Annotated in this window: 26 protein-coding genes; 16 read left to right on the forward strand and 10 right to left on the reverse strand. The window is 56.1% G+C overall.

The window, feature by feature from the left end; genetic code table 11:
* Positions 1–3 precede the first annotated feature (3 nt).
* Positions 4–1,014, forward strand: a complete 1,011-nt coding sequence (gene mglC / locus AOY24_RS01265) for a galactose/methyl galactoside ABC transporter permease MglC (RefSeq protein ID WP_043000126.1) — start codon at positions 4–6, stop codon at positions 1,012–1,014.
* Positions 1,015–1,065: 51 nt separating this feature from the next.
* Here mglC and AOY24_RS01270 read toward each other — a convergent pair whose 3' ends face one another.
* From AOY24_RS01270 to AOY24_RS01295, 6 genes are all read right to left on the reverse strand, one after another.
* Entirely contained in the window at positions 1,066–1,305 is a 240-nt protein-coding gene (locus AOY24_RS01270; protein WP_043000128.1) for a DUF2542 family protein, read from the reverse strand.
* Between the two features lie 2 nt (positions 1,306–1,307).
* Positions 1,308–2,027 (reverse strand): outer membrane permeability protein SanA, encoded by a 720-nt coding sequence (sanA, locus tag AOY24_RS01275; RefSeq protein WP_043000129.1) that lies wholly within the window; start codon positions 2,025–2,027, stop codon positions 1,308–1,310.
* Between the two features lie 202 nt (positions 2,028–2,229).
* Positions 2,230–3,114, reverse strand: coding sequence for a cytidine deaminase (gene cdd / locus AOY24_RS01280; RefSeq protein WP_054176004.1), 885 nt, complete (start codon positions 3,112–3,114; stop codon positions 2,230–2,232).
* 129 nt (positions 3,115–3,243) lie between these two features.
* Positions 3,244–3,939: a CidB/LrgB family autolysis modulator gene (locus AOY24_RS01285; protein ID WP_043000131.1), complete on the reverse strand. Its 696-nt coding sequence runs from the start codon at positions 3,937–3,939 to the stop codon at positions 3,244–3,246.
* Positions 3,936–4,334, reverse strand: coding sequence for a CidA/LrgA family protein (locus tag AOY24_RS01290; RefSeq protein ID WP_043000132.1), 399 nt, complete (start codon positions 4,332–4,334; stop codon positions 3,936–3,938). The genes AOY24_RS01285 and AOY24_RS01290 overlap by 4 nt, the downstream gene beginning before the upstream one ends.
* A gap of 131 nt (positions 4,335–4,465) precedes the next feature.
* Positions 4,466–5,374, reverse strand: a complete 909-nt coding sequence (locus AOY24_RS01295; protein WP_042317990.1) for a LysR substrate-binding domain-containing protein — start codon at positions 5,372–5,374, stop codon at positions 4,466–4,468.
* A gap of 126 nt (positions 5,375–5,500) precedes the next feature.
* Here AOY24_RS01295 and AOY24_RS01300 point away from each other — a divergent pair, with 126 nt between their 5' ends.
* From AOY24_RS01300 to AOY24_RS01335, 8 genes are all read left to right on the forward strand, one after another.
* On the forward strand, positions 5,501–6,859 hold the full coding sequence (locus AOY24_RS01300) for an aromatic acid/H+ symport family MFS transporter (protein ID WP_054176005.1): 1,359 nt from the start codon (positions 5,501–5,503) through the stop codon (positions 6,857–6,859).
* Between the two features lie 11 nt (positions 6,860–6,870).
* Positions 6,871–7,908, forward strand: coding sequence for a gentisate 1,2-dioxygenase (gene gtdA / locus AOY24_RS01305; RefSeq protein ID WP_043000134.1), 1,038 nt, complete (start codon positions 6,871–6,873; stop codon positions 7,906–7,908).
* A gap of 14 nt (positions 7,909–7,922) precedes the next feature.
* Positions 7,923–8,624 (forward strand): fumarylacetoacetate hydrolase family protein, encoded by a 702-nt coding sequence (locus AOY24_RS01310; protein ID WP_044258653.1) that lies wholly within the window; start codon positions 7,923–7,925, stop codon positions 8,622–8,624.
* 8 nt (positions 8,625–8,632) lie between these two features.
* On the forward strand, positions 8,633–9,277 hold the full coding sequence (gene maiA, locus AOY24_RS01315; RefSeq protein WP_043000136.1) for a maleylacetoacetate isomerase: 645 nt from the start codon (positions 8,633–8,635) through the stop codon (positions 9,275–9,277).
* A 14-nt stretch (positions 9,278–9,291) separates the two neighbouring features.
* Positions 9,292–10,485 (forward strand): 3-hydroxybenzoate 6-monooxygenase, encoded by a 1,194-nt coding sequence (locus AOY24_RS01320; RefSeq protein ID WP_043000137.1) that lies wholly within the window; start codon positions 9,292–9,294, stop codon positions 10,483–10,485.
* A gap of 93 nt (positions 10,486–10,578) precedes the next feature.
* Complete coding sequence (gene dusC / locus AOY24_RS01325) at positions 10,579–11,517, forward strand: tRNA dihydrouridine(16) synthase DusC (protein ID WP_044266169.1); 939 nt, start codon at positions 10,579–10,581, stop codon at positions 11,515–11,517.
* 144 nt (positions 11,518–11,661) lie between these two features.
* Positions 11,662–13,101, forward strand: a complete 1,440-nt coding sequence (mdtQ, locus tag AOY24_RS01330) for a multidrug resistance outer membrane protein MdtQ (RefSeq protein WP_043000139.1) — start codon at positions 11,662–11,664, stop codon at positions 13,099–13,101.
* Positions 13,102–13,168: 67 nt separating this feature from the next.
* Complete coding sequence (locus tag AOY24_RS01335; protein ID WP_044326528.1) at positions 13,169–13,930, forward strand: SDR family oxidoreductase; 762 nt, start codon at positions 13,169–13,171, stop codon at positions 13,928–13,930.
* Between the two features lie 5 nt (positions 13,931–13,935).
* Here the strand turns inward: AOY24_RS01335 and AOY24_RS01340 are convergent, their stop codons facing one another.
* Entirely contained in the window at positions 13,936–14,505 is a 570-nt protein-coding gene (locus AOY24_RS01340; protein ID WP_043000141.1) for a DedA family protein, read from the reverse strand.
* 163 nt (positions 14,506–14,668) lie between these two features.
* Between AOY24_RS01340 and AOY24_RS01345 the strand changes: the two genes are divergently transcribed.
* A complete protein-coding gene (locus AOY24_RS01345) occupies positions 14,669–15,256 on the forward strand; it encodes a Yip1 family protein (protein ID WP_043000142.1) in 588 nt (195 codons plus the stop codon).
* 165 nt (positions 15,257–15,421) lie between these two features.
* The gene (gene pbpG / locus AOY24_RS01350) at positions 15,422–16,369 is read left to right on the forward strand and encodes a D-alanyl-D-alanine endopeptidase (RefSeq protein WP_054176006.1); all 948 of its coding nucleotides are present in this window, start codon (positions 15,422–15,424) and stop codon (positions 16,367–16,369) included.
* On the opposite strand, the gene AOY24_RS01355 is transcribed toward pbpG, so the two are convergent.
* Positions 16,370–16,924, reverse strand: a complete 555-nt coding sequence (locus AOY24_RS01355) for a GNAT family N-acetyltransferase (protein ID WP_043000144.1) — start codon at positions 16,922–16,924, stop codon at positions 16,370–16,372.
* 112 nt (positions 16,925–17,036) lie between these two features.
* Positions 17,037–18,758 (reverse strand): D-lactate dehydrogenase, encoded by a 1,722-nt coding sequence (gene dld, locus AOY24_RS01360; protein WP_044258660.1) that lies wholly within the window; start codon positions 18,756–18,758, stop codon positions 17,037–17,039.
* A 216-nt stretch (positions 18,759–18,974) separates the two neighbouring features.
* On the opposite strand from dld, the gene bglX reads away from it, so the two are divergent.
* The 5 genes from bglX (at position 18,975) to AOY24_RS01385 (ending at position 25,168) form a co-directional block, all read left to right on the forward strand.
* A complete protein-coding gene (gene bglX / locus AOY24_RS01365; RefSeq protein WP_043000146.1) occupies positions 18,975–21,272 on the forward strand; it encodes a beta-glucosidase BglX in 2,298 nt (765 codons plus the stop codon).
* A 141-nt stretch (positions 21,273–21,413) separates the two neighbouring features.
* Positions 21,414–22,331, forward strand: a complete 918-nt coding sequence (locus AOY24_RS01370) for an ABC transporter substrate-binding protein (protein ID WP_044266125.1) — start codon at positions 21,414–21,416, stop codon at positions 22,329–22,331.
* A gap of 24 nt (positions 22,332–22,355) precedes the next feature.
* Positions 22,356–23,513 carry an ABC transporter permease gene (locus tag AOY24_RS01375; protein WP_054176007.1) on the forward strand — a complete coding sequence of 386 codons (1,158 nt, stop codon included), beginning with the start codon at positions 22,356–22,358 and terminating at the stop codon, positions 23,511–23,513.
* Positions 23,506–24,453 (forward strand): ABC transporter ATP-binding protein, encoded by a 948-nt coding sequence (locus AOY24_RS01380; RefSeq protein WP_054176008.1) that lies wholly within the window; start codon positions 23,506–23,508, stop codon positions 24,451–24,453. The genes AOY24_RS01375 and AOY24_RS01380 overlap by 8 nt, the downstream gene beginning before the upstream one ends.
* Positions 24,437–25,168, forward strand: coding sequence for an ABC transporter permease (locus tag AOY24_RS01385; protein ID WP_043000150.1), 732 nt, complete (start codon positions 24,437–24,439; stop codon positions 25,166–25,168). Before AOY24_RS01380 ends, AOY24_RS01385 begins: the two co-directional genes overlap by 17 nt.
* Here the strand turns inward: AOY24_RS01385 and AOY24_RS23345 are convergent.
* On the reverse strand, positions 25,149–25,256 hold the full coding sequence (locus AOY24_RS23345) for a protein YohO (RefSeq protein WP_042318015.1): 108 nt from the start codon (positions 25,254–25,256) through the stop codon (positions 25,149–25,151). The genes AOY24_RS01385 and AOY24_RS23345 overlap by 20 nt on opposite strands.
* Positions 25,257–25,298: the final 42 nt, after the last annotated feature.

The following is a 25,298-nucleotide window of genomic DNA, read 5'->3' on the forward strand; positions in this document are numbered from 1 at the left end:
CTCATGAGTGCGTTAAATAAGAAAAGTTTTCTTACTTATCTGAAAGAGGGCGGTATTTACGTCGTTCTTTTAGTCTTGCTGGCCATTATTATTTTCCAGGATCCCACGTTCTTAAGTCTGCTTAACTTAAGTAATATTCTGACCCAGTCTTCCGTGCGTATTATCATTGCACTGGGCGTCGCCGGTCTGATTGTTACCCAGGGGACAGACCTGTCAGCGGGTCGTCAGGTGGGTCTGGCGGCGGTGGTGGCGGCAACGTTGCTACAGTCGATGGAGAACGCCAATAAAGTGTTCCCCGAAATGGCGACCATGCCGATTGCGCTGGTTATCCTGATCGTCTGTGCTATTGGCGCGGTCATCGGTCTGGTGAACGGGATTATCATTGCTTACCTGAACGTAACACCGTTTATTACGACGCTCGGCACGATGATTATCGTCTACGGGATCAACTCCCTGTATTACGACTTCGTGGGGGCTTCACCGATTTCGGGCTTTGATAGCGGCTTCTCGACCTTTGCGCAGGGCTTTATCGCACTGGGCAGCTTCCGGCTGTCGTATATCACGTTCTATGCGCTAATCGCCGTGGCGTTTGTCTGGGTGCTGTGGAATAAAACCCGCTTCGGTAAAAACATTTTCGCCATCGGCGGTAACCCGGAAGCGGCTAAGGTATCAGGCGTGAACGTGGCGCTGAACCTGCTGATGATCTATGCGCTGTCCGGTGTGTTCTATGCCTTCGGCGGTCTGCTGGAAGCGGGGCGTATCGGCTCGGCAACCAACAACCTGGGCTTTATGTACGAACTGGATGCGATCGCGGCGTGCGTGGTCGGCGGCGTGTCGTTTAGCGGTGGGGTGGGAACGGTGTTCGGCGTGGTGACCGGTGTGATCATCTTTACCGTCATCAACTACGGTCTGACCTACATCGGCGTTAACCCGTACTGGCAGTACATCATCAAGGGCGGCATCATTATCTTTGCGGTCGCACTGGATTCACTGAAATACGCGCGTAAGAAGTAATCCCTTCAGGGCAGAATCAAACCGGTGCAAACGTGCTCTGCGCCGGTTTTTTTATTTGATAAAAACTAACCAGATGCCGACAAGCAGCGCGCCGACCGAAAGGCCAAAGTAGACGCCAATATAGCTCCAGTAAGCGCCAGGTTCCTCTGCGCGCTGAATTAAGCGCGGCGTTTGCGAACCTTTGACCGTTTTCTCAACGACGCCAGAGCGTAACCCTTTAATACCTTCCCGCAGGGTCCAGGCGACGATCATCAGTACGCCAATCACGATAAAAAGCGTTTTGTCTTCCATGCTTATTTTCCTTGTCTCTTTTGCAGTTCAAGCAATTGTTCCGGTGTTACGGCCGGATAGCCCTGGGCATCGTCGGGAACCTGATGCAGGGAGGGAATTGGCACTAACGGGCCGAGGAAACGGGGTTCACGTTTAAACAGATACAGATCGGCCAGCGCGCCAAAACGTGCGCCAAACTCGCGTACCCGAACCGTCAGCATATCTTTTGGCGACGGCACGGCGTAGCACTGTGCCTGAATCCCCATATGCAACGCGATAAACAGCGCGCGTTCGCAGTGGAAACGCTGGGTAATGATGATGAAGTCATTGGTGTCAAAGACTTTACGGGTGCGGACAATCGAATCGAGCGTGCGGAATCCGGCGTAATCTAACACAATATCGGCAGGATCGACGCCAGCGGCAATCAGGTCTTTGCGCATCGTCATCGGTTCGTTATAGCTTTGCAGGGCGTTGTCGCCGCTGAGCAGCAGATAGTTAACTTTGCCGCTGTTATAGGCGTTCAGCGCACCCTGAATACGGTAGCGATAATACTGGTTGATCACCCCGGTACGATAATATTTGGCCGTGCCGAGCACCACGCCAACCTGGCGGTAGGGCAGGTCCTGAAGCTCGTCGTAAATATAGGGGGCAGTTTTCCAGCTCATCCAGCGATCAAGGCCCAGCACGATCAACAGCAGCAAGCCGATCAGGACCAACAGGCTGTAGAGGGCGCGCTTTAGCATGAAGAAAACTCTGTCACTGGATGAAATTTCAATCAGGCTACTGTACCCGCTGGCGAAGCGCAAGAAACAGCAGTCTGATTGGGGGGATTTTCAGCAATACGTGAAACAAGCGTAGGCCTGATAAACGTTGCGCCATCAGGTGGTTAGACCGGATAGCGATAAAAACGCCTTATCTGGCCTGTGCGCGGACGCCATCAGACAATTAGCCCAAAAGTACGCGATCGATGTTGCTGCAGCCCAGCGATTTCAGCGTGGCGGCGGTGGCATCCCACTGGATCAGCGGCGCGTCAGCTTTTTCCGCCAGCACCGCACGCTGAATATCGGCATAACCATAGCCGTTCAGATTCAACATAATCAGCGCGCCCTGTAGCGGTGGGATGGTCGGGTTAAATGCGGCGTTTTCGCCATAGCTTCCGCTAAAGATACGTCCATCTTTGCACTCCAGCGCTACACCGCTCGGTGACTGGCTGTACGGCATATGACTGCGGCTCGCGGCGGCAATGGCCGCTTGCGTCAGCGCATCTCCCTGAGGGGCGAAACCGTGATCCTGTTCGTCCATCAGTAGCGTTTTGATGTCGAGATCTTTCGGCCCAAACGCATCCGGCAAATAGTCGCGCAGCATATGCGGTTCCCGACCGGGCAGATGAATGCGCAGATCCAGCCCGCTGTTCAGTTCGTTCATAAACTGGCGGCAGTGGCCGCACGGGGTGTAGTTAACGGTGATTGCGGCGAGACCTTTCTCGCCGCGCAACCAGGCGTGGCTGATGGCGCTTTGTTCAGCGTGAACCGTTTGTTGCATCGTCGCGCCGAGGAATTCCATATTGGCGCCGAAATACCACGTTCCGCTCACGCCGCGCGCAATTGCGCCAACGTTAAAGTTCGACAACGGCGTACAGGCGCAGGCCGCCGCCAGCGGCAGCAGCGCGAATGCCAGTGCGTCTTCGTCCAGTCCCGTTGCGCTTTTAAGCATTGATACCTGCTCAGCCGTCAGCGACGCGGGGAAATGCGTATCTGCCAGAATGGGCGCCAGCGCGGATTGCAGGTTGTCCGCAAGTTGGCTAAACGCAGTGTGAAAACGTGGGTGCATGGCGTTGCCTCATAACAATGTATTGGGATCGTAGTGTACGGGCCTGTTATGGCTATATGTGTGATCTAATTCTCATTGTGTATGCAACTTATGAAACATAAATTAAAAATGCGCGACGTATCGCAAATTTTAGCCCACAACCGCGAGAATAACCGGAAACAGGAACGGGGCGATCAGCGAGGTAATAATCCCGCAAATCACCAGCGCCAGCGAACTGAATGCGCCTTCCTGATAATCCAGCTCCGCACAGCGGGCGGTGCCGAGGGCGTGGGACGCGGTGCCCATCGCCAGTCCGCGTGCGGCTTTGGTTTTAATGCGCATGGCGTTTAACAGGGTATGACCAAAGACGGCGCCGAGTATACCGACGAAAATCACGCACACGGCGCTGACCGCCGGAATGCCGCCGATGCTGCCGCCCACGGCCATCGCAATCGGCGTAGTGACGGATTTCGGTAAGACGGAGGCGGCGATTTCAGGCGTGGCGCCCATCAACAGCGCCACTGTGGTGCCGGTCACCATCGCCACAACGCTGCCAACAAAACAGATAGTAATGATTGACTTCCAGCGGGCGCGAATCTGATGCAGCTGTTCATACAGTGGATAGGCCAGCGCCACGACCGCCGGTTGCAGCAGGTCATTCAGCACTTCGCTACCTTTAAAATAGCTGTCGTAGGAGATGCCGGTCAGCAGGAGGAACGGGATAATCACCACCATCGCCACCAGCAGCGGATTCAGTAAGGGAAATTTAAACCGTGTCGCCAGTTTGCGCGCACCGAAAAAAACCGACAGCGTCAGCGGTAAAGACCACCAGATTGACGACATCATTCTTTAGATCCTTCCTGACCCACCACTTTCCGTTCACCGTGAACCAGATGTGAACTCCAGCTCACGACCAGAAACACCACCAGCGTACTGATCGCACACGACACCACCACCGGGCCAAACTGCGCGCGCAGCAGATCGAAGTACTGCATCACGCCGACGCCAATCGGCACAAATAACAGCGCCATATAGCGAATCAGCACATAGCAGCCAGGATTCACCCATTTCGCCGGGATAATTTGCAGCGCCAGCAGCACAAACAGGATCAGCATCCCGATGATGCTGCCAGAAATGGCGACAGGCAGCAGGGACGCAATAAAAATGCCTGCATACAGACAGGCATAAATCAGCACGAAAGCGCGTAAGTATTGCCAGATGATATTCAGTGTCTTGCTCATGTTGAAATTCCTCGAAGCGACGGATTCATCATACAATTAAACTTTAAAACGTGCTATCGATCACATCATGAATTCTTAGCATACTGAACATAGACAGCGGGAACATTGGGCAATATCCCCAATACGTGATGCTAAACTTGTGCCAGCAGTTGCAGAAAACGACTCAGCGCGCTGGACGGCGTCTCATTATTGCGCCAGAACACGCCCACGCTGCCTTTTTGTTCAATCTTCGGCAGGTTGAGGATCACCAGCTGTCCCTGGCTGGCATAGCGCTGTGCCAGCCGTAAAGAAAGGATAGAGATCATATCGCTGCTTTGCAGCAGGTTAGTACTGACGTTCATTGATGCCGACTCGATGGTGTTCTCCGGCAACATCACTCCGTTATCGACCAGCGCGTTATCAATGCTCAGGCGGATAGGCGTTCCCGTCGGCCAGACGATCCAGCGCCAGTGCGCTAGATCGGCCCAGCTCAGGGTGTCAAACTTCGCTAATGGATGGTGGGGACGGGCGACAAAGCAAACGGGTTCGGTATACAGCACCTGATAATTGAGCGGAAGCTGCAGCGCTCGCCCACCGACGCGGCCGACCACGACATCCACGGAACCGGCAAGCAGGTCGTGCAGCAGCGGCGTCATGACCTTTTCTTCAATGTTAAGGTGCAGCGTCGGCATCTCCACGAGCAGATTAAGGATCGCCTGCGACACACAGTCGGTCGCCACTGGCGAGCAGCCAATCTTCAGGCTCCCTACCAGCCCGCCTTCTTTAAAGCGTGCCATTTCATACTGTGAACGCTCCATGTCATTGATTAAGCGCTGGGCGTGTTGCAGCAGCAACTTGCCGCCTTCCGATGGGCGCAGGCCTTTACTGTGACGTTCAAAGAGCGTGATCCCCATCTCATCTTCGAGCTGTGACAGCCATTTCGACAGCGCGGGCTGGGTGATATTCATCATTCGTGCAACGTGCGTGAGATTCCCTTGTTCGCCCAGCGCCACCAGCATTTGCAGATGGTGCAGCTTCAGTTTTTGCGCCCAGTTTGCCATCAGCGATAACCTCCAGGTTATGTCTCTGCATGAAATGCCATTGTACATTTTATCGCCCAGTCTACAAACTCGTAACATACCAAAAACAAAACAACATCTGTCCCTACCTGCACCGAGGCATTCACTATGACTCAACGACGTGAACTACAAGCCCTGATCGATGCTGCTCCTGTCAGCAAGACACAGTGGCGGGTGATCATCTGCTGCTTTCTGGTGGTCATGCTTGATGGTTTTGATACCGCAGCCATTGGCTTTATTGCACCCGATATTCGTACCCACTGGCAGTTAACTGCCGGAGACCTCGCTCCGCTGTTTGGCGCAGGTCTGTTAGGACTTACCGCCGGCGCCTTACTTTGCGGACCGCTGTCTGACCGTTTCGGTCGCAAACGGGTGATTGAGCTCTGCGTGGCATTGTTTGGTGCGCTGAGCCTGATCTCCGCCTTTTCGCCGGATTTGCAAACGCTGGTTATCCTGCGCTTTCTGACCGGTCTGGGCCTCGGCGGTGCCATGCCCAACACCATCACCATGACCTCTGAATACTTGCCCGCCCGCCGCCGCGGTGCGCTGGTCACCCTGATGTTCTGTGGCTTTACGCTCGGTTCAGCGATGGGCGGAATTGTCAGCGCGCAGCTGGTGCCGGTTATTGGCTGGCACGGGATCCTGGTCCTCGGCGGCGTGTTACCGCTGATGCTGTTCTTCGTCCTGCTCGCGGTCCTGCCGGAATCTCCACGCTGGCAGGTCCGTCGCCAGTTGCCGCAGGCAACCATCGCCAGAACGGTCAGCGCGATCACCGGCGAACGTTACGACAATACCCAGTTTTACCTCCAGGAGGCGGCGGCGATAGCCAAAGGCAGCATTCGTCAGCTGTTTGTTGGCCGCCAGTTGCCCATTACCCTGATGTTATGGGTGGTGTTCTTCATGAGTCTGTTAATCATCTATCTGCTGTCGAGCTGGATGCCGACGCTGTTGAACCATCGTGGGATTGACCTGCAGCAGGCTTCCTGGGTGACGGCGGCGTTCCAGATTGGCGGTACGCTCGGCGCGCTGGCATTGGGCGCGCTGATGGATAAATACAATCCCTTCCGGATGCTGGCTACGAGCTACGCGCTGGGAGCGGTATGCATTGTCATGATTGGCCTGAGCGAAAACGGTTTATGGCTGATGGCGCTGGCGATTTTCGGTACCGGGGTAGGTATCAGCGGATCGCAGGTGGGCCTCAATGCCTTAACCGCCACGCTCTATCCCACTCAGAGTCGGGCGACGGGCGTGAGCTGGTCCAACGCGGTGGGGCGCTGCGGAGCGATTGTCGGTTCGCTTTCCGGCGGCGTGATGATGGCGATGAATTTCTCTTTCGACACCTTGTTTTTCATTATCGCTGTTCCGGCGGCCATTAGCGCGGTGATGTTAGCCGTACTTACGGTAGTTGTCCGCCAGTCAGCCTCTGTCCCTGATGCTATGCCGCACGCAAGCGTCGTGAACGAATAAGGAGAATCCCTATGTCAGACCATAATCAGGATGTTAAAAACAGCCGTCAGCAGTTTTACCAGCATATTTCGGGGCAGAACCTGACCCCGCTGTGGGAATCGCTGCATCATCTGGTTCCACAAACGCCGAATCCGACCTGTGCGCCAGCATACTGGAACTACCAGGAAATTCGTCCGCTGCTGCTGGAAAGCGGCAACCTGATTGGCGCGAAAGAGGCGATTCGTCGCGTGCTGGTACTGGAAAACCCGATGCTGCGCGGTCAGTCCTCTATTACGTCAACGCTCTATGCGGGACTGCAGCTCATCATGCCGGGCGAAGTCGCTCCCAGCCATCGTCATAACCAGTCGGCGTTACGCTTTATTGTCGAAGGGAAAGGGGCATTTACCGCCGTGGACGGTGAACGCACCCAGATGCACACCGGCGATTTTATTCTGACCCCGCAGTGGCAATGGCACGATCACGGTAACCCTGGCGATGAGCCTGTCGTCTGGCTGGACGGTCTGGATCTGCCGCTGGTTAACATTCTGGGCTGTGGTTTTGCCGAGGATTACCCGGAAGATCAGCAGCCGGTTTCACGCAAAGAGGGCGACTATCTGCCGCGCTATGCCGCCAATATGCTGCCGCTGCGCCATCAGAAAGGCAATTCATCGCCAATTTTCAACTATCGCTATGACCGCAGCCGCGACGCGCTGCACGACCTGACCCGTCTGGGCGATGCCGACGAGTGGGATGGCTACAAAATGCGCTATGTCAACCCGGTAACCGGCGGCTACCCGATGCCATCGATGGGGACGTTCCTGCAATTGTTGCCAAAAGGCTTTACCTCGCGGGTGGCGCGTACCACTGACAGCACCATTTATCACGTGGTTGAAGGGGCGGGTGATGTCACCGTCGGCAACGAGACGTTCCATTTCTCAGCCAAAGATATTTTTGTGGTTCCGACGTGGCACGGCGTGTCATTCAAAACCACCGATGAGACCGTTTTATTCAGTTTTTCGGACCGACCGGTACAGGAAGCCCTCGGGTTGTTCCGCGAAGCCCGCTATTAATTTGGGAGAGAACCATGACTCAGTATGTATTTGCACCACAGGCCCCCGTTACTGTCCCGGTTGTCGGCAGCGATGCGCAGTTCCCCGTCCGTCGCGTGTACTGCGTGGGGCGTAACTACGCCGCCCATGCCCGCGAAATGGGGTTTGATCCGGACCGTGAGCCGCCGTTCTTTTTCTGTAAGCCTGCCGATGCGATCGTGCCGGTTGCCGCAGGCGAAACGTTAGCGCTGCCATACCCGGCGCAAACGGATAACTATCATTATGAAATTGAGCTGGTGGTCGCCATCGGCAAAAAGGGCAGCGATATCCCGTTAGAAAACGCCCACGAGTATATCTGGGGCTATGCCACCGGACTGGACATGACCCGCCGCGATCGCCAGATGGAGATGCGTCAGATGGGACGTCCGTGGGAAATCGGCAAAGCGTTCGATCTCTCTGCGCCCATCGCGCCGCTGCATAAAGCGGATGAAATTGCGGATATCACCTCTGCGCCCATCTGGTTACAGGTGAATGGCGACGATCATCAGCGCAGCGACATTCGCCATCTGATCTGGTCGGTAAATGAAACGATCAGCTATCTGTCCGGCTTCTTCGAACTGCAACCGGGCGACCTGATCTTCACCGGCACGCCGGAAGGCGTGGGTGCCGTAGTGAAAGGGGATGTGATCACCGGAGGCGTGGACGGACTGACGCCTATCGCTGTGAAGATTGTCTGAGGTGATGTATGAAGCTGTACAGTTTTTTTAACAGTTCGGCGTCGTACCGCGTGCGTATCGCGCTGGCATTAAAGGGCATCGACTACCACACGGTGGGCGTCAATATCCGTATTGGGCAGCAAAATGAACTGGCCTACCGGCGGATGAATCCGGTGGGGCTGGTACCAACGCTGGTAACCGATGATGGCGAAGCGCTGGGCCAGTCGCTGGCGATTATCGACTGGCTGGACCGGCATTTTCCGCAATCACGCTTGCTGCCCGTCAGCGATCCGGCGCGCACGCAGGTGCTGGAGATTGTCTATGCCATCGCTTGCGATATTCATCCGGTTAATAACCTGCGGGTGCTGCGCTATCTGAGCGAGGAACTGAAGGTCAGTGAAGAAGAGAAAAAACGCTGGTACGCGCACTGGATCCAGCAGGGGTTAAGCGCCGTTGAGCAGCTACTGCGTCAGAGTCAGTCGCAGAACTTCTGCGTGGGTAATGCACCGACGCTTGCCGACTGCTGTCTGGTCCCGCAATGGGCGAATGCGTTAAGAATGGGGTGCGATCTGAGCGGCTATCCGCGCTGCAAAGCCGTGTATGACGCCTGCACACAGCTCCCGGCGTTCATCGCCGCTGCCCCGGAAAATCAACAAGATAAAATCTCAGCCTGAGAAGGAGAATGACAATGGCTAAAGTGACGAGCGCAATTATCGTCGGCGGCGGAATTGGCGGGGCAGCCACCGCGCTTTCGCTGGCGCGTCAGGGTATCAAAGTGATGCTGCTGGAAAAAGCCCATGAAATTGGTGAGATCGGCGCGGGCATTCAGCTCGGTCCCAACGCCTTCTCTGCGCTGGACAGCCTCGGCGTCGGCGACGTCGCGCGTCAGCGTGCGGTGTTTACCGACCACATTACCATGATGGATGCCGTGAACGCGGAAGAAGTGGTGCACATCGAGACCGGGCAGGCCTTTCGCGACCACTTCGGCGGTCCGTATGCGGTCATCCACCGGGTCGATATTCACGCTTCCGTCTGGGAATCCGTACTGACTCATCCAAACGTTGAGTACCGGACCTCGACCAATGTGGTCGACATTCGCCAGACGGCGGACGACGTAACGGTGTTCGACGAGCAGGGGAATAGCTGGACCGCTGATATTCTGGTCGGTTGTGATGGCGTGAAGTCGGTGGTGCGTCAGAGTTTGCTGGGCGATTCGCCGCGCGTGACCGGACACGTCGTTTACCGTGCGGTGATTGACTGTGCGGACATGCCGGAAGACCTGCGCATTAACGCGCCAGTGCTCTGGGCCGGGCCGCATTGCCACCTCGTGCACTACCCGCTGCGCGGTGGCAAGCAGTACAACCTGGTCGTCACCTTCCACAGCCGCCAGCAGGAGGAGTGGGGCGTGAAAGACGGCAGTAAGGAAGAGGTGCTGTCGTATTTCGCCGGGATCCATCCGCGCCCGCGGCAGATGCTGGATAAACCCACGACCTGGCGTCGCTGGTCAACCGCCGATCGCGAACCGGTAGAGAAATGGGGCACTGAGCGCATCACGCTGGTGGGCGATGCCGCGCACCCGGTGGCGCAGTACATGGCGCAGGGTGCCTGTATGGCGCTGGAAGATGCTGTGACGCTGGGTAAAGCGCTAGAGCAGTGCGATGGCGATGCGGCGAAAGCCTTTGCGCTGTATGAGTCGGTACGCATTCCACGCACGGCGCGCATCGTCTGGTCGACGCGCGAAATGGGGCGCGTGTATCACGCTGCAGGCGTGGAGCGTCAGGTGCGAAACCTGTTGTGGAAAGGTAAATCGCAGGCGGAGTTTTATCGCGGCATGGAATGGCTGTACGGCTGGAAAGAAGATAACTGTCTTCTGCCACGCTGAGAAAACAGGCGCTTTGCGCCGTCATCCGGCAAAAGGTTTTGCTCATCGCACAGAGGCGCTATGATAGCGCCTCTTTTTTTTGCGGATAACGATATGCGTGTTTTACTGGCGCCGATGGAAGGCGTACTTGATTCACTGGTGCGCGAACTTCTGACGGAAGTGAATGACTACGATCTTTGCATCACCGAATTTGTGCGCGTGGTGGATCAACTCTTGCCAGTAAAAGTCTTTCATCGACTCTGTCCCGAACTGCTCAACGGTAGCCGGACCCCATCCGGCACCTTAGTGCGCGTGCAACTGTTAGGGCAGTATCCCCAGTGGCTGGCGGAAAATGCCGCCCGCGCCGTGGAACTCGGTTCTTACGGTGTTGATCTTAACTGCGGGTGCCCGTCAAAAATGGTCAACGGCAGCGGCGGCGGTGCGACGCTGCTGAAGGACCCGGAACTCATCTATCAAGGCGCGAAAGCGATGCGTGAAGCGGTGCCGGCGCATCTGCCGGTGACGGTGAAAGTGCGTCTGGGCTGGGACAGCGGCGACAAAAAGTTTGAGATTGCAGATGCCGTCCAGCAGGCCGGGGCGAGTGAACTGGTAGTACACGGGCGCACCAAAGAGCAGGGCTATAAGGCGGAACATATCAACTGGCAGGCGATTGGCGAAATTCGCGAGCGACTGTCTATTCCGGTGGTTGCCAATGGTGAAATCTGGGACTGGCAAAGCGCCCAGGAATGCCTGGCCGTCAGTGGCTGTGACGCTGTGATGATTGGCCGCGGGGCACTGAACATTCCCAACCTCAGCCGGGTGGTGAAGTATAACGAGCCGCGAATGCCATGGCCGCAGGTTGTCGAACTGCTGAAAAAGTATACCCGTCTGGAAAAACAGGGCGACACCGGTTTATATCATGTCGCGCGTATTAAACAATGGCTGGGCTATTTGCGAAAAGAATATGAAGAAGCCACGGACGTCTTCCAGTCTATCCGCGCGTTAAATAATTCACCGGATATTGCCCGCGCGATCCAGTCGATAGAAATTTAATATTATTGAGCTGCATATATTCTGCTTGGATATATTTTGCCAGGTGTGACTTTTCATTGCTGAAGATGTTATGCCACGCGTAACTAAAAAAGCGCGCACAACAACGGGTAAGCTCCGCGCACCTTTTCTTATCAGAATATTTTAATGACTCGTTACTCTTTTCACGCGCTGAAAGCGGGCTTTCCGCTGGTTATTCTGCTCGCGGGATGTGCTCCCATGCATGACACTCAACAGACGCTGACTCAGCAACTTCCCGCTTCTCACGTAGATTCGGCGCTGCCGCCAGCGTTGAAGAACGGGTGGCCCGGAAGCCAGTGGTGGCAGGATTATCATGACGCACAGTTGAACGAGTTAGTGAAGAACGCACTTTCCCGTTCTCCGGATATGCAGGTGGCGGAACAGCGAATCAGACTGGCCGAAGCGCAGGCTAAAGCCGTTGAAGCCCAGGACGGGCCGCAGGTCGATTTCTCCGCCAATGCCGAACGGCAGAAAATGTCCGCGGAAGGCATCATGGGGCCGTTTGCCCTGAACGATCCGGCCGCAGGCACGACGGGGCCGTGGTACACCAACGGTACGTTTGGCCTGACGGCCGGTTGGGATCTCGATTTATGGGGCAAGAACCGCGCGGAAGTGACCGCGCGCATCGGGGCGGTGAAAGCGCGGGAAGCCGAGCGAGAGCAAACCCGTCAACTGTTAGCCAGCGGCGTGACGCGGCTTTACTGGGAATGGCAGACCGAGGCGGCGCTGAGCAAACTGCTGACTCAAATTGAACGGGAACAGCGTAACATCATTGCTAGCGATCGCCAGTTGTACAATAACGGCATCACCTCTTCGGTAGAAGGCGTGGAAACAGATATCGATGACAGTAAAACCCAGCAGCAGTTGAATGAGGTTGCCGGGAAGATGAAGGTGATTGAGGCGCGTCTGAGCGCGCTGACCAACACGCAGTCGGCGGCGCTGAAGCTGCATCCGGTGAGCCTGCCAAAAGTGGAAAGCCAGTTACCGACGCAACTGGGCTACTCCTTACTGGCGCGCAGAGCGGATTTACAGGCGGCGCACTGGGTGATCGAATCCTCAATGAGCAGCGTGGAGGCGGCGAAGGCGGCGTTCTACCCCGACGTCAATCTGATGGCCTTTTTGCAACAGGATGCGCTGCATCTGAGCGATCTGTTCCGCCGTTCCGCCCAGCAGATGGGCGTGACCGCGGGCCTGACGCTGCCGATCTTCGACAGTGGCAGACTGAATGCCAACCTTGATATCGCTCAGGCGCAGAACAATTTGTCGATCGCCAGTTATAACAAAGCCGTCGTTGATGCGGTAAATGACGTGGCGCGCACGGCCAGTCAGGTGGCGACGCTGATGCAGAAAAATCAGCATCAGCAGCAGATTGAACATGACGCCGATCGAGTGGTCAGCCTGGCGCAGGCGCGCTATAACGCCGGGATTATCGCAGGCTCTCTCGTTAGCAAGGCCAGAATTCCCGCGCTGCGCGAGCAGAGTAACGGACTGATTTTGCAGGGGCAGTGGCTGGATGCCTCCATCCAGCTTACCAGCGCGCTCGGCGGCGGTTACCATCATTCCTGATTATTTCGGTTGCTTCGAAGAGAGTTTCTATACTTAAGGCTCAGTTCTGTTGCAACCGGAGGATGATATGGCAAAAGCAGCAATCGTGACGGCTTCCGATTCAGGTATTGGCAAGGCGTGCGCCCTTCAGTTAGCGAAAGCGGGATTTGATATCGGCATCACCTGGCATTCAGACGAGCAGGGAGCGCGTGATACCGCCCGTGAGGTGGAAAGTCATGGCGTCCGGGCGGAGACCCTTCAACTTGACCTGAGCCAGCTGCCGCAGGGTGCACAGGCGCTGGAACATCTGATTGCGCGCTTTGGCCGGATCGATGTGCTGGTCAATAATGCGGGAACGATGAGCAAATCCGCATTCCTGGAGACCTCCTTTGACGACTGGCGGCAGATATTTACGGTCGATGTCGATGGGGCGTTTCTCTGCTCACAGCTGGCGGCCCGCCAGATGGTGAAGCAGGGACAGGGGGGGCGCATTATCAATATTACCTCGGTGCACGAACATACCCCGTTACCTGAGGCCAGCGCCTACACGGCGGCGAAACATGCTCTCGGCGGACTCACCAAAGCCATGGCGCTTGAGCTGGTCCGCCATAACATTCTGGTTAACGCTGTGGCGCCTGGGGCGATAGCCACGCCGATGAATGATATGGATGACAGTGACGTTAAGCCGGGAACCGAGCCGTCAATCCCGCTGGGAAGACCTGGGTCGACGCTAGAAATCGCCAGTCTGGTCGCCTGGCTGTGCTCGGAAGAGGCGGGTTATACCACCGGGCAATCGTTTATTGTGGATGGGGGATTTATGCTGGCCAATCCCCAGTTCAGGCCGGAATAACCCGCTTACCCCACCTGTTTACGGCTGCGGCGCTTCAACCACCAGCGAACGCCGATCACCAGTACCACCGCCAGAATCAGCCAGATCCAATGTTTGAGATGCTGATCGAGATGATGCAACCATGGCGCGACCACTTCACCTCCTGCATAACCCAGGGTGGTGAAGATCAGCGCCCAGACCAGCGCGCCAAGGATATTCAGCGGTAAAAAAATCTTTGGCGGCAGATGGCTGGCGCCAATCAACAGCGGGCCAATCACGCGAAACCCGTACATAAAGCGGGTGCCGATCACGAACAGATACGGGCGACGCTGGATCATCTTCTGCGCCTGACGAATTTTGTCACGATGACGAGCAAAGCGGCGCAGGATCCTGCCACCAAAGCGGCGTCCCAGCAGATAAAGTAACTGATCGCCTATCATGCCGCCTAAGGCCACGGCCACGACCACGAGGGGGAACTTGAGTAATCCCTGATGCGCCGCCACGCCCCCCAGCAGAGTAATGGTTTCGCCTTCCGCCAGACTTCCAACCACCAGCGCGGCATAACCGTATTGCGCAATAAGACTGTTTATATCCATACGTATGTATGACCTCCACAATGGTAAGCATACACCCTCTGAATTCGTGATGCTCAAAAAGGGCCATCAGGCGCGGCGGCATTTCTTTATCTGTACAATAAATAATCGCAAAGCTGAATTATACTTGAAGTGTTAGGTTCACAGCTGACAACAAGGGGGCGGTATGAACCATGTCTGGGGGCTGTTTTCTCATCCCAATCGTGAAATGCAGGTGATCAACAGCGAGAACGAAACGGTTTCGCATCACTACACCCACCATGTGCTTTTGATGGCGGCCATCCCGGTCATTTGTGCCTTCATTGGTACGACGCAAATCGGCTGGAATTTTGGCGACGGCACTGTCCTGAAGCTTTCTCTGTTTACGGGCCTGGTGCTGGCTGTTCTGTTCTATGCCGTGATGCTGGCGGGCGTGGCGATCATGGGACGCGTGATCTGGTGGATGGCGCGGAGTTATCCGCAGCGTCCGTCTTTGACGCACTGTATGGTGTTTGCCGGTTATGTGGCGACGCCGCTGTTTCTTAGCGGTCTGGTGGCGCTGTATCCGCTGGTGTGGCTTTGCGCATTTGTCGGGACGGTAGCGTTGTTCTATACCGGCTATCTGCTCTATGTAGGCATTCCGACATTCCTGAATATCAATAAGGACGAAGGGCTGAGCTTCTCCAGTTCAACCCTGGCTATCGGCGTACTGGTACTGGAAGTGCTGCTGGCGCTGACCGTCATCCTCTGGGGATACGGCTATCGCTTGTTCTGATTATCGTGCTGCGTTGCTGGTGTAAAAGCCAGCAACGCAGCATTTCCTGACGATTCTCTTCTGGCGGCAAGGTCATTAGCTCGCTATGATTCCACTGCTAGCCTGAGCCATCCTGACTTCGGCGGTGCGTGTCATCACGCGTGAATCATTTTCTGAAATCTCATCATGCTGAAATTCCGAGTTTCCATACTGAGCCTGGCGCTGATGCTGGCTGTGCCTTATGCGCCGCAAGCGCTGGCAAAAACGGCGGCGGCTGCCGCGGCGTCTCAACCTGAGATTGCCTCCGGTAGCGCGATGATCGTGGATCTGAACACCAATAAGGTGATCTATTCGAACCATCCGGACCTGGTGCGTCCGATTGCGTCGATAACCAAATTAATGACGGCGATGGTGGTGCTTGATGCACGGCTGCCGCTGAACGAAAAACTGAAAGTGGATATCAGCCAGACGCCAGAGATGAAAGGGATCTACTCTCGCGTGCGGCTAAACAGTGAAATCAGCCGTAAAGATATGTTACTGCTGGCGCTGATGTCCTCGGAAAACCGGGCCGCAGCAAGCCTGGCGCACCATTATCCGGGCGGCTATAACGCCTTTATTAAGGCGATGAACGCGAAGGCAAAAGCGCTGGGCATGACCCAGACGCGTTTTGTGGAACCAACCGGTTTGTCGATTCACAACGTGTCGACCGCGCGCGATCTCACCAAACTGCTGATCGCCAGCAAGCAGTATCCGCTGATTGGACAACTGAGCACCACGCGTGAAGATATGGCGACCTTCGCCAACCCGGCGTATACACTGCCGTTTCGCAATACCAACCATCTGGTGTATCGCGACAACTGGAATATTCAGCTCACTAAAACTGGTTTCACCAACGCCGCAGGGCATTGCCTGGTGATGCGCACGGTAATCAACAATAAACCGGTGGCGCTGGTGGTGATGGATGCATTCGGCAAGTACACCCATTTTGCCGATGCCAGTCGTTTACGCACGTGGATCGAAACCGGGAAAGTGATGCCGGTTCCGGCGGCGGCATTGAGCTATAAAAAGCAAAAAGCCGCACAGATGGCTGCAACGGGCGGCAATGCGGGTGAGCAGACCGCGCAAAACGATTAATTACTCCGGCAGCGTCCAGTCACCTTCGTTGAGTGGGCGCTGCATAATCAACGTATCCCGCCAGTCTCCTTTCTTATACCCGACGCTACGCAATTGTCCGGCAATCTCGAAACCGTGTTTTTTATGCAACCGCAGCGACCCGGGATTGTTATGCCCGTCGCCAATCACCGCCACCATCTGCCGCCATGGCCCTTCCTCGCAGCGGGTGATTAACGTCTGCATCAGCAGGCTGCCAATGCCGCGTCCGGTCATGCTGGCATCGACATAAATCGACTCTTCCAGGGTATAGCGATAGGCCGGGCGCGGGCGATATTGTGTGGCGTAGCAATAACCGACAACCACGCCGCGATAGAGCGCCACCAGCCACGGCAGACCATACTGCGCGACCGTACGCATACGTCGGCGCATCTCATCGATCGTCGGAGGCGTTTCTTCAAAAGAGGCGCGGCCATTCAACACATGCCACGCATATAACGAGGAGATCGCCTCTACGTCGTCGGGCAGCGCGTCGCGCACCGCAATATCGTTATCAGAAAGCGTATCGGCAACAGACATGGTTCTCACCTTTGCGAAGAAAACCGGAGTCCTCACGACTCCGGTACATCTGCTTACTTTTGCACGATATTTCGTGCAAATCCAGCCTGCGCCATTAAGCAGTTTACTGGAGTTAATCAGAAGAGGGGACTTTCCAGAATTTCTGCTTACTGGTCTTGCCTATTCCGGGATTCATACTGTTGGTCGGGTCATTTTCGCGATAAAAACGGGTCAGCGCGGGCGGTGCTTCATACAGATGCCCGACGTTATGCTCTGCCGGATATTGCGCACCGCGCTGTTGCAGCAGTTCCAGCATTTGCTCTTTCAACGCGTGAGCATCCACGCCTTTCTTCACGATGTAATCCTGGTGGAAGACATAGCACATAAAGTGACCGTAATAGAGTTTATGTACCAGTTGGCTGTCGATTTCCGCCGGCAAATGTTCATACCATTCGGTGTCATTGCGGCGCAGGGCGATATCCAGCGCCAGAATATCCTCCACCTCATCGGCATGAACCGCCTGGTAGCGAATCGCTGCGCCAGCGGCTGCAAAGCGGTGCAGGAAGGCCTTGCTGCCTTCTTCCGGCGTGCAGGCAAAGAAGTCGCCTTCTGCGGTTTTAAAAAATTCCGTGAGCCAGTTTTGCGCTTCAGCGACGCCATCGCCCGCCATTTTTAACAGCAGATGATGTTCATATTTATCGCGCCAGCTTTTCATGCGCGGCGGCAGATGACTCGGGAACAGGTGACCAAACTTTTGCATCGCGCGGTCGGTAAAGTGCGGACGGAAGAATTTCACCTTTTCCAGCATCGCATCGGTGCGGCCCTTCAGCGTGAAGAAGAACGGCATTTTGTCGGTGCCGAGCTTGTCAATCATCAGGAAGGTGTCTTTGCCGTATTGTTCAGCAATGTCGTAGATATCGCGGTGCATGTATTCACCCGCGACCGGCAGATTGTCGAACGTCGACAGAATATGGCGACGGAGCGCTGTCAGCACCTCGGGTTGGTTGGTGCCAATGTAAAATACCTGCTGGTTTTTTTCCGCTTCAAAGGTGTCGAGACGCACGGCGAAGACCGCCAGTTTCCCGGCGCAGCCGGAGGACTCGAACAGGCGCTCCGGGTCAGCGTTATAGCGCGCGGGGGTGTCGGCATCAATGTCTCTGACGCGGGTGACGTAGTCGTGGTCATGCGCATGACGCCCGTCGTGGCGGACATTTTCCTCTTTGATCCGCTCATCGTCCAATTGACTCAGGATCTGCTCCGGCGTTTGTCCCAGATCGATCCCCAAATGGTTAACCAGTTGCAGCTTGCCGTTTTCATCAATGCGGGCAAACAGGGACATTTCGGTATACGCTGGGCCTCTTTGCACCAGCGAGCCACCGGAGTTATTACAGATCCCACCAATGACCGACGCGCCGATACATGATGAGCCAATCACCGAGTGCGGTTCACGCCCCAGGGGTTTCAGCGCTTTTTCCAGTGAGTACAGCGTGGTACCTGGATACGCCAATACCTGCTCGCCTTTGCCCAACACGTGCAGTTTGTCGAGGCGCAGGGTGCTGATAATCACAATCTCGCGGTCATAGTCATTGCCGTTCGGCGTGGAACCTTCGGTCAGGCCGGTATTGGCGGCCTGCATCAGGATAATTTTATCGGCGTTGACGCAGGCGTTCAGCACGCGCCAGAGTTCCAGCAGCGATCCGGGAAAGACCACCGCCAGGGCGTCGCCCTGACCGGAACGGAAGCCCTTGCGATAGCGGGCGGTTTTAGCCGGTTCGGTAAGCAGGTGTGAATGTCCCACCAGACGGGCGAGCTCATTCAGGAAGGTTTTATTATCAGTTGTTGTAATGGAAGACATTTTCCACTCCTTGTGGTGGGACAAAATATCAGGTTCAAGCATAGCGCTTTGTATGACAATACGCTTTCTCATTCACGCTGTCTTTGAATTGGCGGCGTTGAAAATTAAGAGAATAACCTTAGCTTTCTGCCGCGCTGCCGTTTAGGCTTATGGCAAAATGTGGTTTTTGCTATATTTTCGCTGCCACGTCGGGCTTTAGAGGAAGAGAGAATCAACATGAAATGGCTATGTTCTGTAGGTGTCGCAGTTAGTCTGGCATTGCAACCCGCGCTGGCGGAGGAGCTGTTCGGAAACCATCCGCTGACGCCGGAAGCGCGGGACGCGTTTGTCACCCAGTTGCTGACGAAAATGACTGTCGATGAAAAGATTGGTCAGTTGCGTTTAATCAGCGTCGGTCCGGATAACCCGAAAGAAGCGATCCGCGAGATGATCAAAGACGGCCAGGTGGGGGCAATTTTTAACACCGTTACCCGTCAGGATATCCGCAAAATGCAGGATCAGGTGATGGAACTGAGCCGCCTGAAAATCCCTCTCTTTTTTGCCTACGACGTATTGCACGGCCAGCGTACCGTCTTCCCGATTAGCCTCGGACTGGCGTCCTCTTTTAACCTCGACGCGGTGAAAACCGTCGGACGCATCTCGGCGTATGAAGCCGCCGACGACGGCCTGAACATGACCTGGGCGCCGATGGTCGATGTCTCCCGCGATCCGCGCTGGGGACGCGCCTCGGAAGGCTTTGGCGAAGATACGTATCTGACCTCCATCATGGGAAAAACGATGGTGGAAGCGATGCAGGGCAAAAGCCCAGCGGATCGCTATTCGGTGATGACCAGCGTTAAGCACTTCGCCGCCTACGGCGCCGTGGAGGGCGGTAAAGAGTACAACACCGTCGACATGAGCCCGCAGCGCCTGTTTAACGACTACATGCCGCCGTACAAAGCCGGGCTGGATGCAGGCAGCGGCGCGGTGATGGTGGCGCTGAACTCATTGAACGGCACGCCAGCGACCTCTGATGCCTGGCTGCTGAAAGACATTCTGCGCGACAAGTGGGGCTTCAAAGGCATTACCGTTTCTGACCATGGTGCTATCAAAGAGCTGATTAAACACGGCACCGCCTCCGACCCGGAAGATGCCGTCCGCGTGGCGCTCAAGTCCGGCATTAACATGAGTATGAGCGACGAGTATTACAGCAAATATCTGCCTGGGCTGATCAAATCCGGCAAAGTGACGATGGCGGAGCTGGATGACGCGACGCGGCATGTACTCAACGTGAAATATGACATGGGGCTGTTTAACGATCCGTACAGCCATCTGGGAGCAAAAGAGTCTGATCCGGTGGATACCAACGCCGAAAGCCGTCTGCACCGGAAAGAGGCGCGTGAAGTGGCGCGTGAAAGTCTGGTGCTGTTGAAAAACCGCCTCGACACGCTGCCGCTGAAAAAATCGGGGACGATTGCGGTTGTCGGCCCGCTGGCGGACAGCAAACGCGACGTGATGGGCAGTTGGTCCGCCGCAGGCGTTGCCGATCAGTCCATCACGGTGCTGACCGGCATTAAAAATGCTCTCGGTACAAAGGGTAAAGTGGTGTACGCCCATGGGGCCAACGTCACTAACGATAAAGACATTGTCACCTTCCTTAATCAGTACGAAGAGGCGGTGAAGGTGGATCCACGTTCACCTCAGGAGATGATTGATGAAGCCGTCAAGGCGGCGAAGCAGTCTGACGTAGTTGTCGCCGTAGTGGGTGAGGCGCAGGGCATGGCACATGAAGCGTCAAGCCGTACGGATATCACGCTGCCACAGAGCCAGCGCGATCTGATTGCGGCCCTGAAAGCGACCGGCAAACCGCTGGTGCTGGTGCTAATGAACGGTCGTCCGCTGGCGTTGGTGAAAGAAGATCAACAGGCCGATGCGATTCTGGAAACCTGGTTTGCCGGTACAGAAGGCGGCAACGCGATCGCCGACGTCCTGTTTGGCGACTACAACCCGTCGGGCAAACTGCCCATGTCTTTCCCGCGTTCGGTAGGGCAGATCCCGACCTATTACAGCCACCTCAACACCGGTCGTCCGTATAACGCCGACAAGCCGAACAAATACACCTCTCGCTACTTTGACGAAGCGAACGGTCCGCTCTATCCATTTGGTTATGGTCTGAGTTACACCACGTTTGACGTTTCTGACGTGACGCTCTCTGCGCCAACCCTGAAACGCGACGGCAGCGTGACGGCAAGTGTGAAGGTGACCAACACCGGTAAGCGTGAAGGTGAGACGGTGATCCAGCTGTATGTGCAGGACGTCACGGCTTCCCTGAGCCGCCCGGTGAAAGAGCTGAAAGGCTTTAAGAAAGTGAACCTGAAACCTGGTGAAACGCAAACTGTTAGTTTCCCGATTGATATCAATGCGTTGAAGTTCTGGAATCAGCAGATGAAGTTCGATGCCGAACCCGGCAAGTTCAACGTCTTTATCGGCGTCGATTCTGCCCGCGTGAAGCAGGGATCGTTTGAATTGCTGTAACGGTTACAGGGGGAACTGACCAATGGGTTCCCCCTTGTTGGTCCCGTGAAAATACGGAAATGTCGGGTTAACCGAATACTTTTCGACTATGCTTTCCCCTCAAGTCGCTGAAAAAGTCGGCAAAAAGATGAGGAAAGCTTCATGACAATCTCAAAGATTTGGGCCGGTTCGCTGGCGCTGTTAGCGGCAGTGAGCTTACCCTTGCAGGCGGCGTCGCCGGTGAAGGTCGGTTCGAAAATTGACACCGAAGGCGCGCTGCTCGGCAACATCATTTTGCAGGTGCTGGAAAGCCACGGCGTCAAAACGGTCAATAAAGTCCAGTTGGGCACCACGCCGGTCGTGCGCGGCGCGATCACCTCAGGCGAACTGGATATCTACCCTGAATATACCGGTAACGGCGCATTCTTTTTCAAAGATGAAAGCGATCCGGCGTGGAAAAACGCACAAGCTGGCTTTGAGAAAGTCAAAAAACTCGATGCGGAGCAAAACAAGCTGGTCTGGTTAACGCCGGCGCCAGCCAATAATACCTGGACTATCGCGGTGCGCAGCGATGTCGCCGAAAAAAATAAACTCACCTCACTGGCCGATCTCGGGCGTTATCTGAAAGAGGGCGGTACTTTCAAACTGGCCGCCTCCGCTGAATTTATCGAGCGTGCAGACGCGCTGCCCGCTTTCGAAAAAGCCTACGATTTCAAACTCAGTCAGGATCAGTTGCTGTCGCTGGCAGGGGGTGACACCGCCGTGACCATCAAAGCGGCCGCGCAGCAAACGTCCGGCGTCAATGCCGCGATGGCCTACGGTACGGATGGTCCGGTCGCCGCGCTGGGGCTACAGACCTTAAGCGATCCTAAAGGCGTTCAGCCCATTTATGCGCCAGCGCCTGTGGTGCGTGAGGCGGTACTGAAGGAATACCCGCAGATGGCGGAATGGCTGCAACCGGTGTTTGCCAGCCTCGATGAAAAAACGTTGCAACAACTTAATGCCAGCATTGCCGTTGAAGGGTTGGACGCCAAAAAAGTGGCGGCGGACTATCTGAAACAAAAGGGATGGGTGAAGTAAACGGACTGAAAAAGGTTAGGTGACGTGTCAAAAGTCAGTATTCAGCGCGTACTGTTGCTGCTGGTTATTCTTTCAGCCGCTGCTGTCGCGCTGCCGTTTGTGAATTATGCGCCGAATCGCCTGGTATCGGGCGAGGGACGCCAGCTCTGGATGCTCTGGCCAGGTTCGGTGTCGATGCTCACCGGCGCGGGTTGCGCCATGTTGACCTTGTGCTTTGTGCCGGGAAGAAAGGGGGCCGTGTGCACGCTGGTGGTGGCGCAACTGCTGGTGATCCTGATGTTGTGGAGCGTCGGCAAGGCGGCGACGTATCTGGCTGAAACCGGGACGCCGCTGGCGCGAACCAGTGTGGGAAGCGGTCTGTGGCTGGGGCTTGCGCTCGGATTGCTCGCCTGCAGCGATGCCATCCGGCGGATCACCGTGCAACCTCTCTGGCGCTGGGCGTTACATACGCAGATAGCGATTGTTCCCGTCCTACTCCTGTTGACGGGAACGTTCGACGATCTCTCGTTACTCAAAGAGTACGCTAACCGCCAGGATGTCTTTGATGATGCACTGGCTCAACATTTGACGCTGTTGTCAGGTACCGTATTGCCCGCGCTGGTGATTGGCATTCCCCTCGGTATCGGATGTTATTTTTTCCCGTCCCGCCAGGGACCGGTGTTTACCGTCCTTAATGTGATCCAGACCGTTCCTTCCGTTGCCCTGTTTGGCTTGTTGATTGCGCCGCTTGCCGGACTGGTAAAAGCGTTCCCCTGGCTTGCCACGGTGGGCGTGGCGGGAACCGGTTTGACCCCGGCGTTGATCGCGCTGGTGCTGTATGCGCTTCTGCCACTGGTTCGTGGCGTGGTGGCCGGGCTGAATCAGGTTCCCCGTGATGTTCTGGAAAGCGCACGCGCGATGGGTATGAGCACCGCTCAGCGTTTCCTTCACGTGCAGTTGCCGCTGGCGTTGCCGGTCTTTTTACGTAGCCTGCGGGTGGTGATGGTACAGACCGTCGGGATGGCCGTCATCGCGGCGCTGATTGGCGCTGGCGGTTTTGGCGCGCTGGTGTTTCAGGGACTGCTCAGCAGTGCCGTCGATCTGGTGCTGCTGGGGGTGATCCCGGTTATCGCGCTGGCGGTACTGATTGATGCGCTGTTTGATTTAGGGATCGCTCTGCTGAAGGTAACCCACCATGATTGAATTTAGCCACGTAAATAAAGCCTTTGGTGAGCACAACGCGGTTAGCAACCTGAACCTGCACATTCAGGAAGGCAGTTTCTCAGTACTGATTGGTACCTCGGGCTCGGGGAAATCCACGACCCTGAAAATGATTAACCGACTGGTGGAGCATGACAGCGGCAGGATCCGCTTTGCAGGTGAAGAAATCCGCAGTCTGCCGGTGCTGGAACTGCGCCGACGGATGGGCTACGCGATTCAGTCGATTGGCCTGTTTCCGCACTGGACGGTGGCGCAGAACATCGCCACCGTGCCACAACTGCTGAAGTGGCCGCGCAAAAAAATTGATGAGCGGGTGGCAGAATTAATGGCGTTGCTCGGGCTGGAAGAGGGATTGCGCGAGCGCTATCCGCACCAGCTTTCCGGTGGGCAGCAGCAGCGCGTGGGCGTGGCGCGGGCGCTGGCCGCCGATCCGCAGGTACTGCTGATGGATGAACCGTTTGGCGCGCTGGATCCGGTCACGCGTGGGGCGTTGCAGCAAGAGATGACCCGTATCCACCGTTTGCTGGGGCGAACCATTGTGCTGGTGACGCACGACATTGATGAAGCGCTGCGACTGGCGGAGCATCTGGTGCTGATGGACGGCGGCGAGATAGTCCAGCAAGGGACACCGTTGGCGATGCTGACGGCCCCGACGAATGATTTTGTGCAACAGTTTTTCGGTCGCAGTGAACTGGGGGTGCGACTGCTGTCACTGCGCACCGTGGCGGACTATGTTCGCCGGGATGAGCGCATTGACGGAGAGGCGCTGACGGAAGCGATGACGCTGCGCGATGCGCTTTCAGCGTTTGTCGCGGACGGCCGCGATGTGTTACCGGTGGTCAACCGGCAGGGCATGGTTTGCGGGACGCTGCATTTTCGCGATCTGCTATCGGAGACGCTGACGCATGAAACGACTGCGTGACCCGCTGCTCTGGCTGATCGCACTTTTCCTGCTGATGCTGGCAGGTTTACCGCACAGTCAGGCGATTTTCGCCAGCCTGTTTCCCGAACTTCCACGTCCGGTCTATCAGCAGGAGAGCTTTCTCGCGCTGGCGCTGGCCCATTTCTGGCTGGTGGCCGTGTCGAGCCTGTTTGCGGTGGTGATTGGTGTCGGCGCCGGGATTGTGGTGACCCGACCATGGGGAAGAGAGTTTCGTCCGCTGGTGGAGACCATTGCCGCCGTTGGACAAACCTTCCCGCCCGTCGCGGTATTGGCGATTGCTGTGCCGGTGATGGGGTTTGGTCAGCAACCGGCCATTATTGCGTTGATTCTGTACGGCGTGTTACCCATCCTCCAGGCGACGCTGGCGGGGATAGGATCGATCCCGGAAAGTGTGCGCAGCATTGCCAGTGGCATGGGGATGAGTCCGGGACAACAGTTACGCAAGGTTGAGCTGCCGCTGGCGGCACCGGTGATTCTGGCAGGTGTGCGAACGTCGGTGATTATCAATATTGGCACTGCGACTATCGCGTCGACGGTAGGGGCCAGCACGCTCGGTACACCGATTATCATTGGTCTGAGCGGGTTCAATACGGCGTATGTCATTCAGGGGGCGTTGCTGGTTGCGCTGGCGGCGATCATCGTAGACCGCCTGTTCGAACGGTTAGTGCAGCACCTTAGCCGGCACGCAAAATGAAGGTATAGCCTGCAAGCATCACGCCGCCAATACCGCCAATGGCCATGAGTAAAAAGAGGGTGATGACACCGATTTTCGCTACGCTCATGATGTTCTCCTTATGTTAACCCAGAGATTATACAGAGAAGCG

Origin of the sequence: Citrobacter sp. CtB7.12, from assembly GCF_001297795.1 — a bacterium.
GTDB lineage: Bacteria > Pseudomonadota > Gammaproteobacteria > Enterobacterales > Enterobacteriaceae > Citrobacter_A > Citrobacter_A amalonaticus.

Bases quoted from the DNA above. Each gene is read 5' to 3' on its own strand.
- mglC (WP_043000126.1), top strand. From the start codon at position 4: ATGAGTGCGTTAAATAAGAAAAGTTTTCTTACTTATCTGAAAGAGGGC.
- AOY24_RS01270 (WP_043000128.1), bottom strand. From the start codon at position 1,305: ATGGAAGACAAAACGCTTTTTATCGTGATTGGCGTACTGATGATCGTC.
- sanA (WP_043000129.1), bottom strand. From the start codon at position 2,027: ATGCTAAAGCGCGCCCTCTACAGCCTGTTGGTCCTGATCGGCTTGCTG.
- cdd (WP_054176004.1), bottom strand. From the start codon at position 3,114: ATGCACCCACGTTTTCACACTGCGTTTAGCCAACTTGCGGACAACCTG.
- AOY24_RS01285 (WP_043000131.1), bottom strand. From the start codon at position 3,939: ATGATGTCGTCAATCTGGTGGTCTTTACCGCTGACGCTGTCGGTTTTT.
- AOY24_RS01290 (WP_043000132.1), bottom strand. From the start codon at position 4,334: ATGAGCAAGACACTGAATATCATCTGGCAATACTTACGCGCTTTCGTG.
- AOY24_RS01295 (WP_042317990.1), bottom strand. From the start codon at position 5,374: ATGGCAAACTGGGCGCAAAAACTGAAGCTGCACCATCTGCAAATGCTG.
- AOY24_RS01300 (WP_054176005.1), top strand. From the start codon at position 5,501: ATGACTCAACGACGTGAACTACAAGCCCTGATCGATGCTGCTCCTGTC.
- gtdA (WP_043000134.1), top strand. From the start codon at position 6,871: ATGTCAGACCATAATCAGGATGTTAAAAACAGCCGTCAGCAGTTTTAC.
- AOY24_RS01310 (WP_044258653.1), top strand. From the start codon at position 7,923: ATGACTCAGTATGTATTTGCACCACAGGCCCCCGTTACTGTCCCGGTT.
- maiA (WP_043000136.1), top strand. From the start codon at position 8,633: ATGAAGCTGTACAGTTTTTTTAACAGTTCGGCGTCGTACCGCGTGCGT.
- AOY24_RS01320 (WP_043000137.1), top strand. From the start codon at position 9,292: ATGGCTAAAGTGACGAGCGCAATTATCGTCGGCGGCGGAATTGGCGGG.
- dusC (WP_044266169.1), top strand. From the start codon at position 10,579: ATGCGTGTTTTACTGGCGCCGATGGAAGGCGTACTTGATTCACTGGTG.
- mdtQ (WP_043000139.1), top strand. From the start codon at position 11,662: ATGACTCGTTACTCTTTTCACGCGCTGAAAGCGGGCTTTCCGCTGGTT.
- AOY24_RS01335 (WP_044326528.1), top strand. From the start codon at position 13,169: ATGGCAAAAGCAGCAATCGTGACGGCTTCCGATTCAGGTATTGGCAAG.
- AOY24_RS01340 (WP_043000141.1), bottom strand. From the start codon at position 14,505: ATGGATATAAACAGTCTTATTGCGCAATACGGTTATGCCGCGCTGGTG.
- AOY24_RS01345 (WP_043000142.1), top strand. From the start codon at position 14,669: ATGAACCATGTCTGGGGGCTGTTTTCTCATCCCAATCGTGAAATGCAG.
- pbpG (WP_054176006.1), top strand. From the start codon at position 15,422: ATGCTGAAATTCCGAGTTTCCATACTGAGCCTGGCGCTGATGCTGGCT.
- AOY24_RS01355 (WP_043000144.1), bottom strand. From the start codon at position 16,924: ATGTCTGTTGCCGATACGCTTTCTGATAACGATATTGCGGTGCGCGAC.
- dld (WP_044258660.1), bottom strand. From the start codon at position 18,758: ATGTCTTCCATTACAACAACTGATAATAAAACCTTCCTGAATGAGCTC.
- bglX (WP_043000146.1), top strand. From the start codon at position 18,975: ATGAAATGGCTATGTTCTGTAGGTGTCGCAGTTAGTCTGGCATTGCAA.
- AOY24_RS01370 (WP_044266125.1), top strand. From the start codon at position 21,414: ATGACAATCTCAAAGATTTGGGCCGGTTCGCTGGCGCTGTTAGCGGCA.
- AOY24_RS01380 (WP_054176008.1), top strand. From the start codon at position 23,506: ATGATTGAATTTAGCCACGTAAATAAAGCCTTTGGTGAGCACAACGCG.
- AOY24_RS01385 (WP_043000150.1), top strand. From the start codon at position 24,437: ATGAAACGACTGCGTGACCCGCTGCTCTGGCTGATCGCACTTTTCCTG.
- AOY24_RS23345 (WP_042318015.1), bottom strand. From the start codon at position 25,256: ATGAGCGTAGCGAAAATCGGTGTCATCACCCTCTTTTTACTCATGGCC.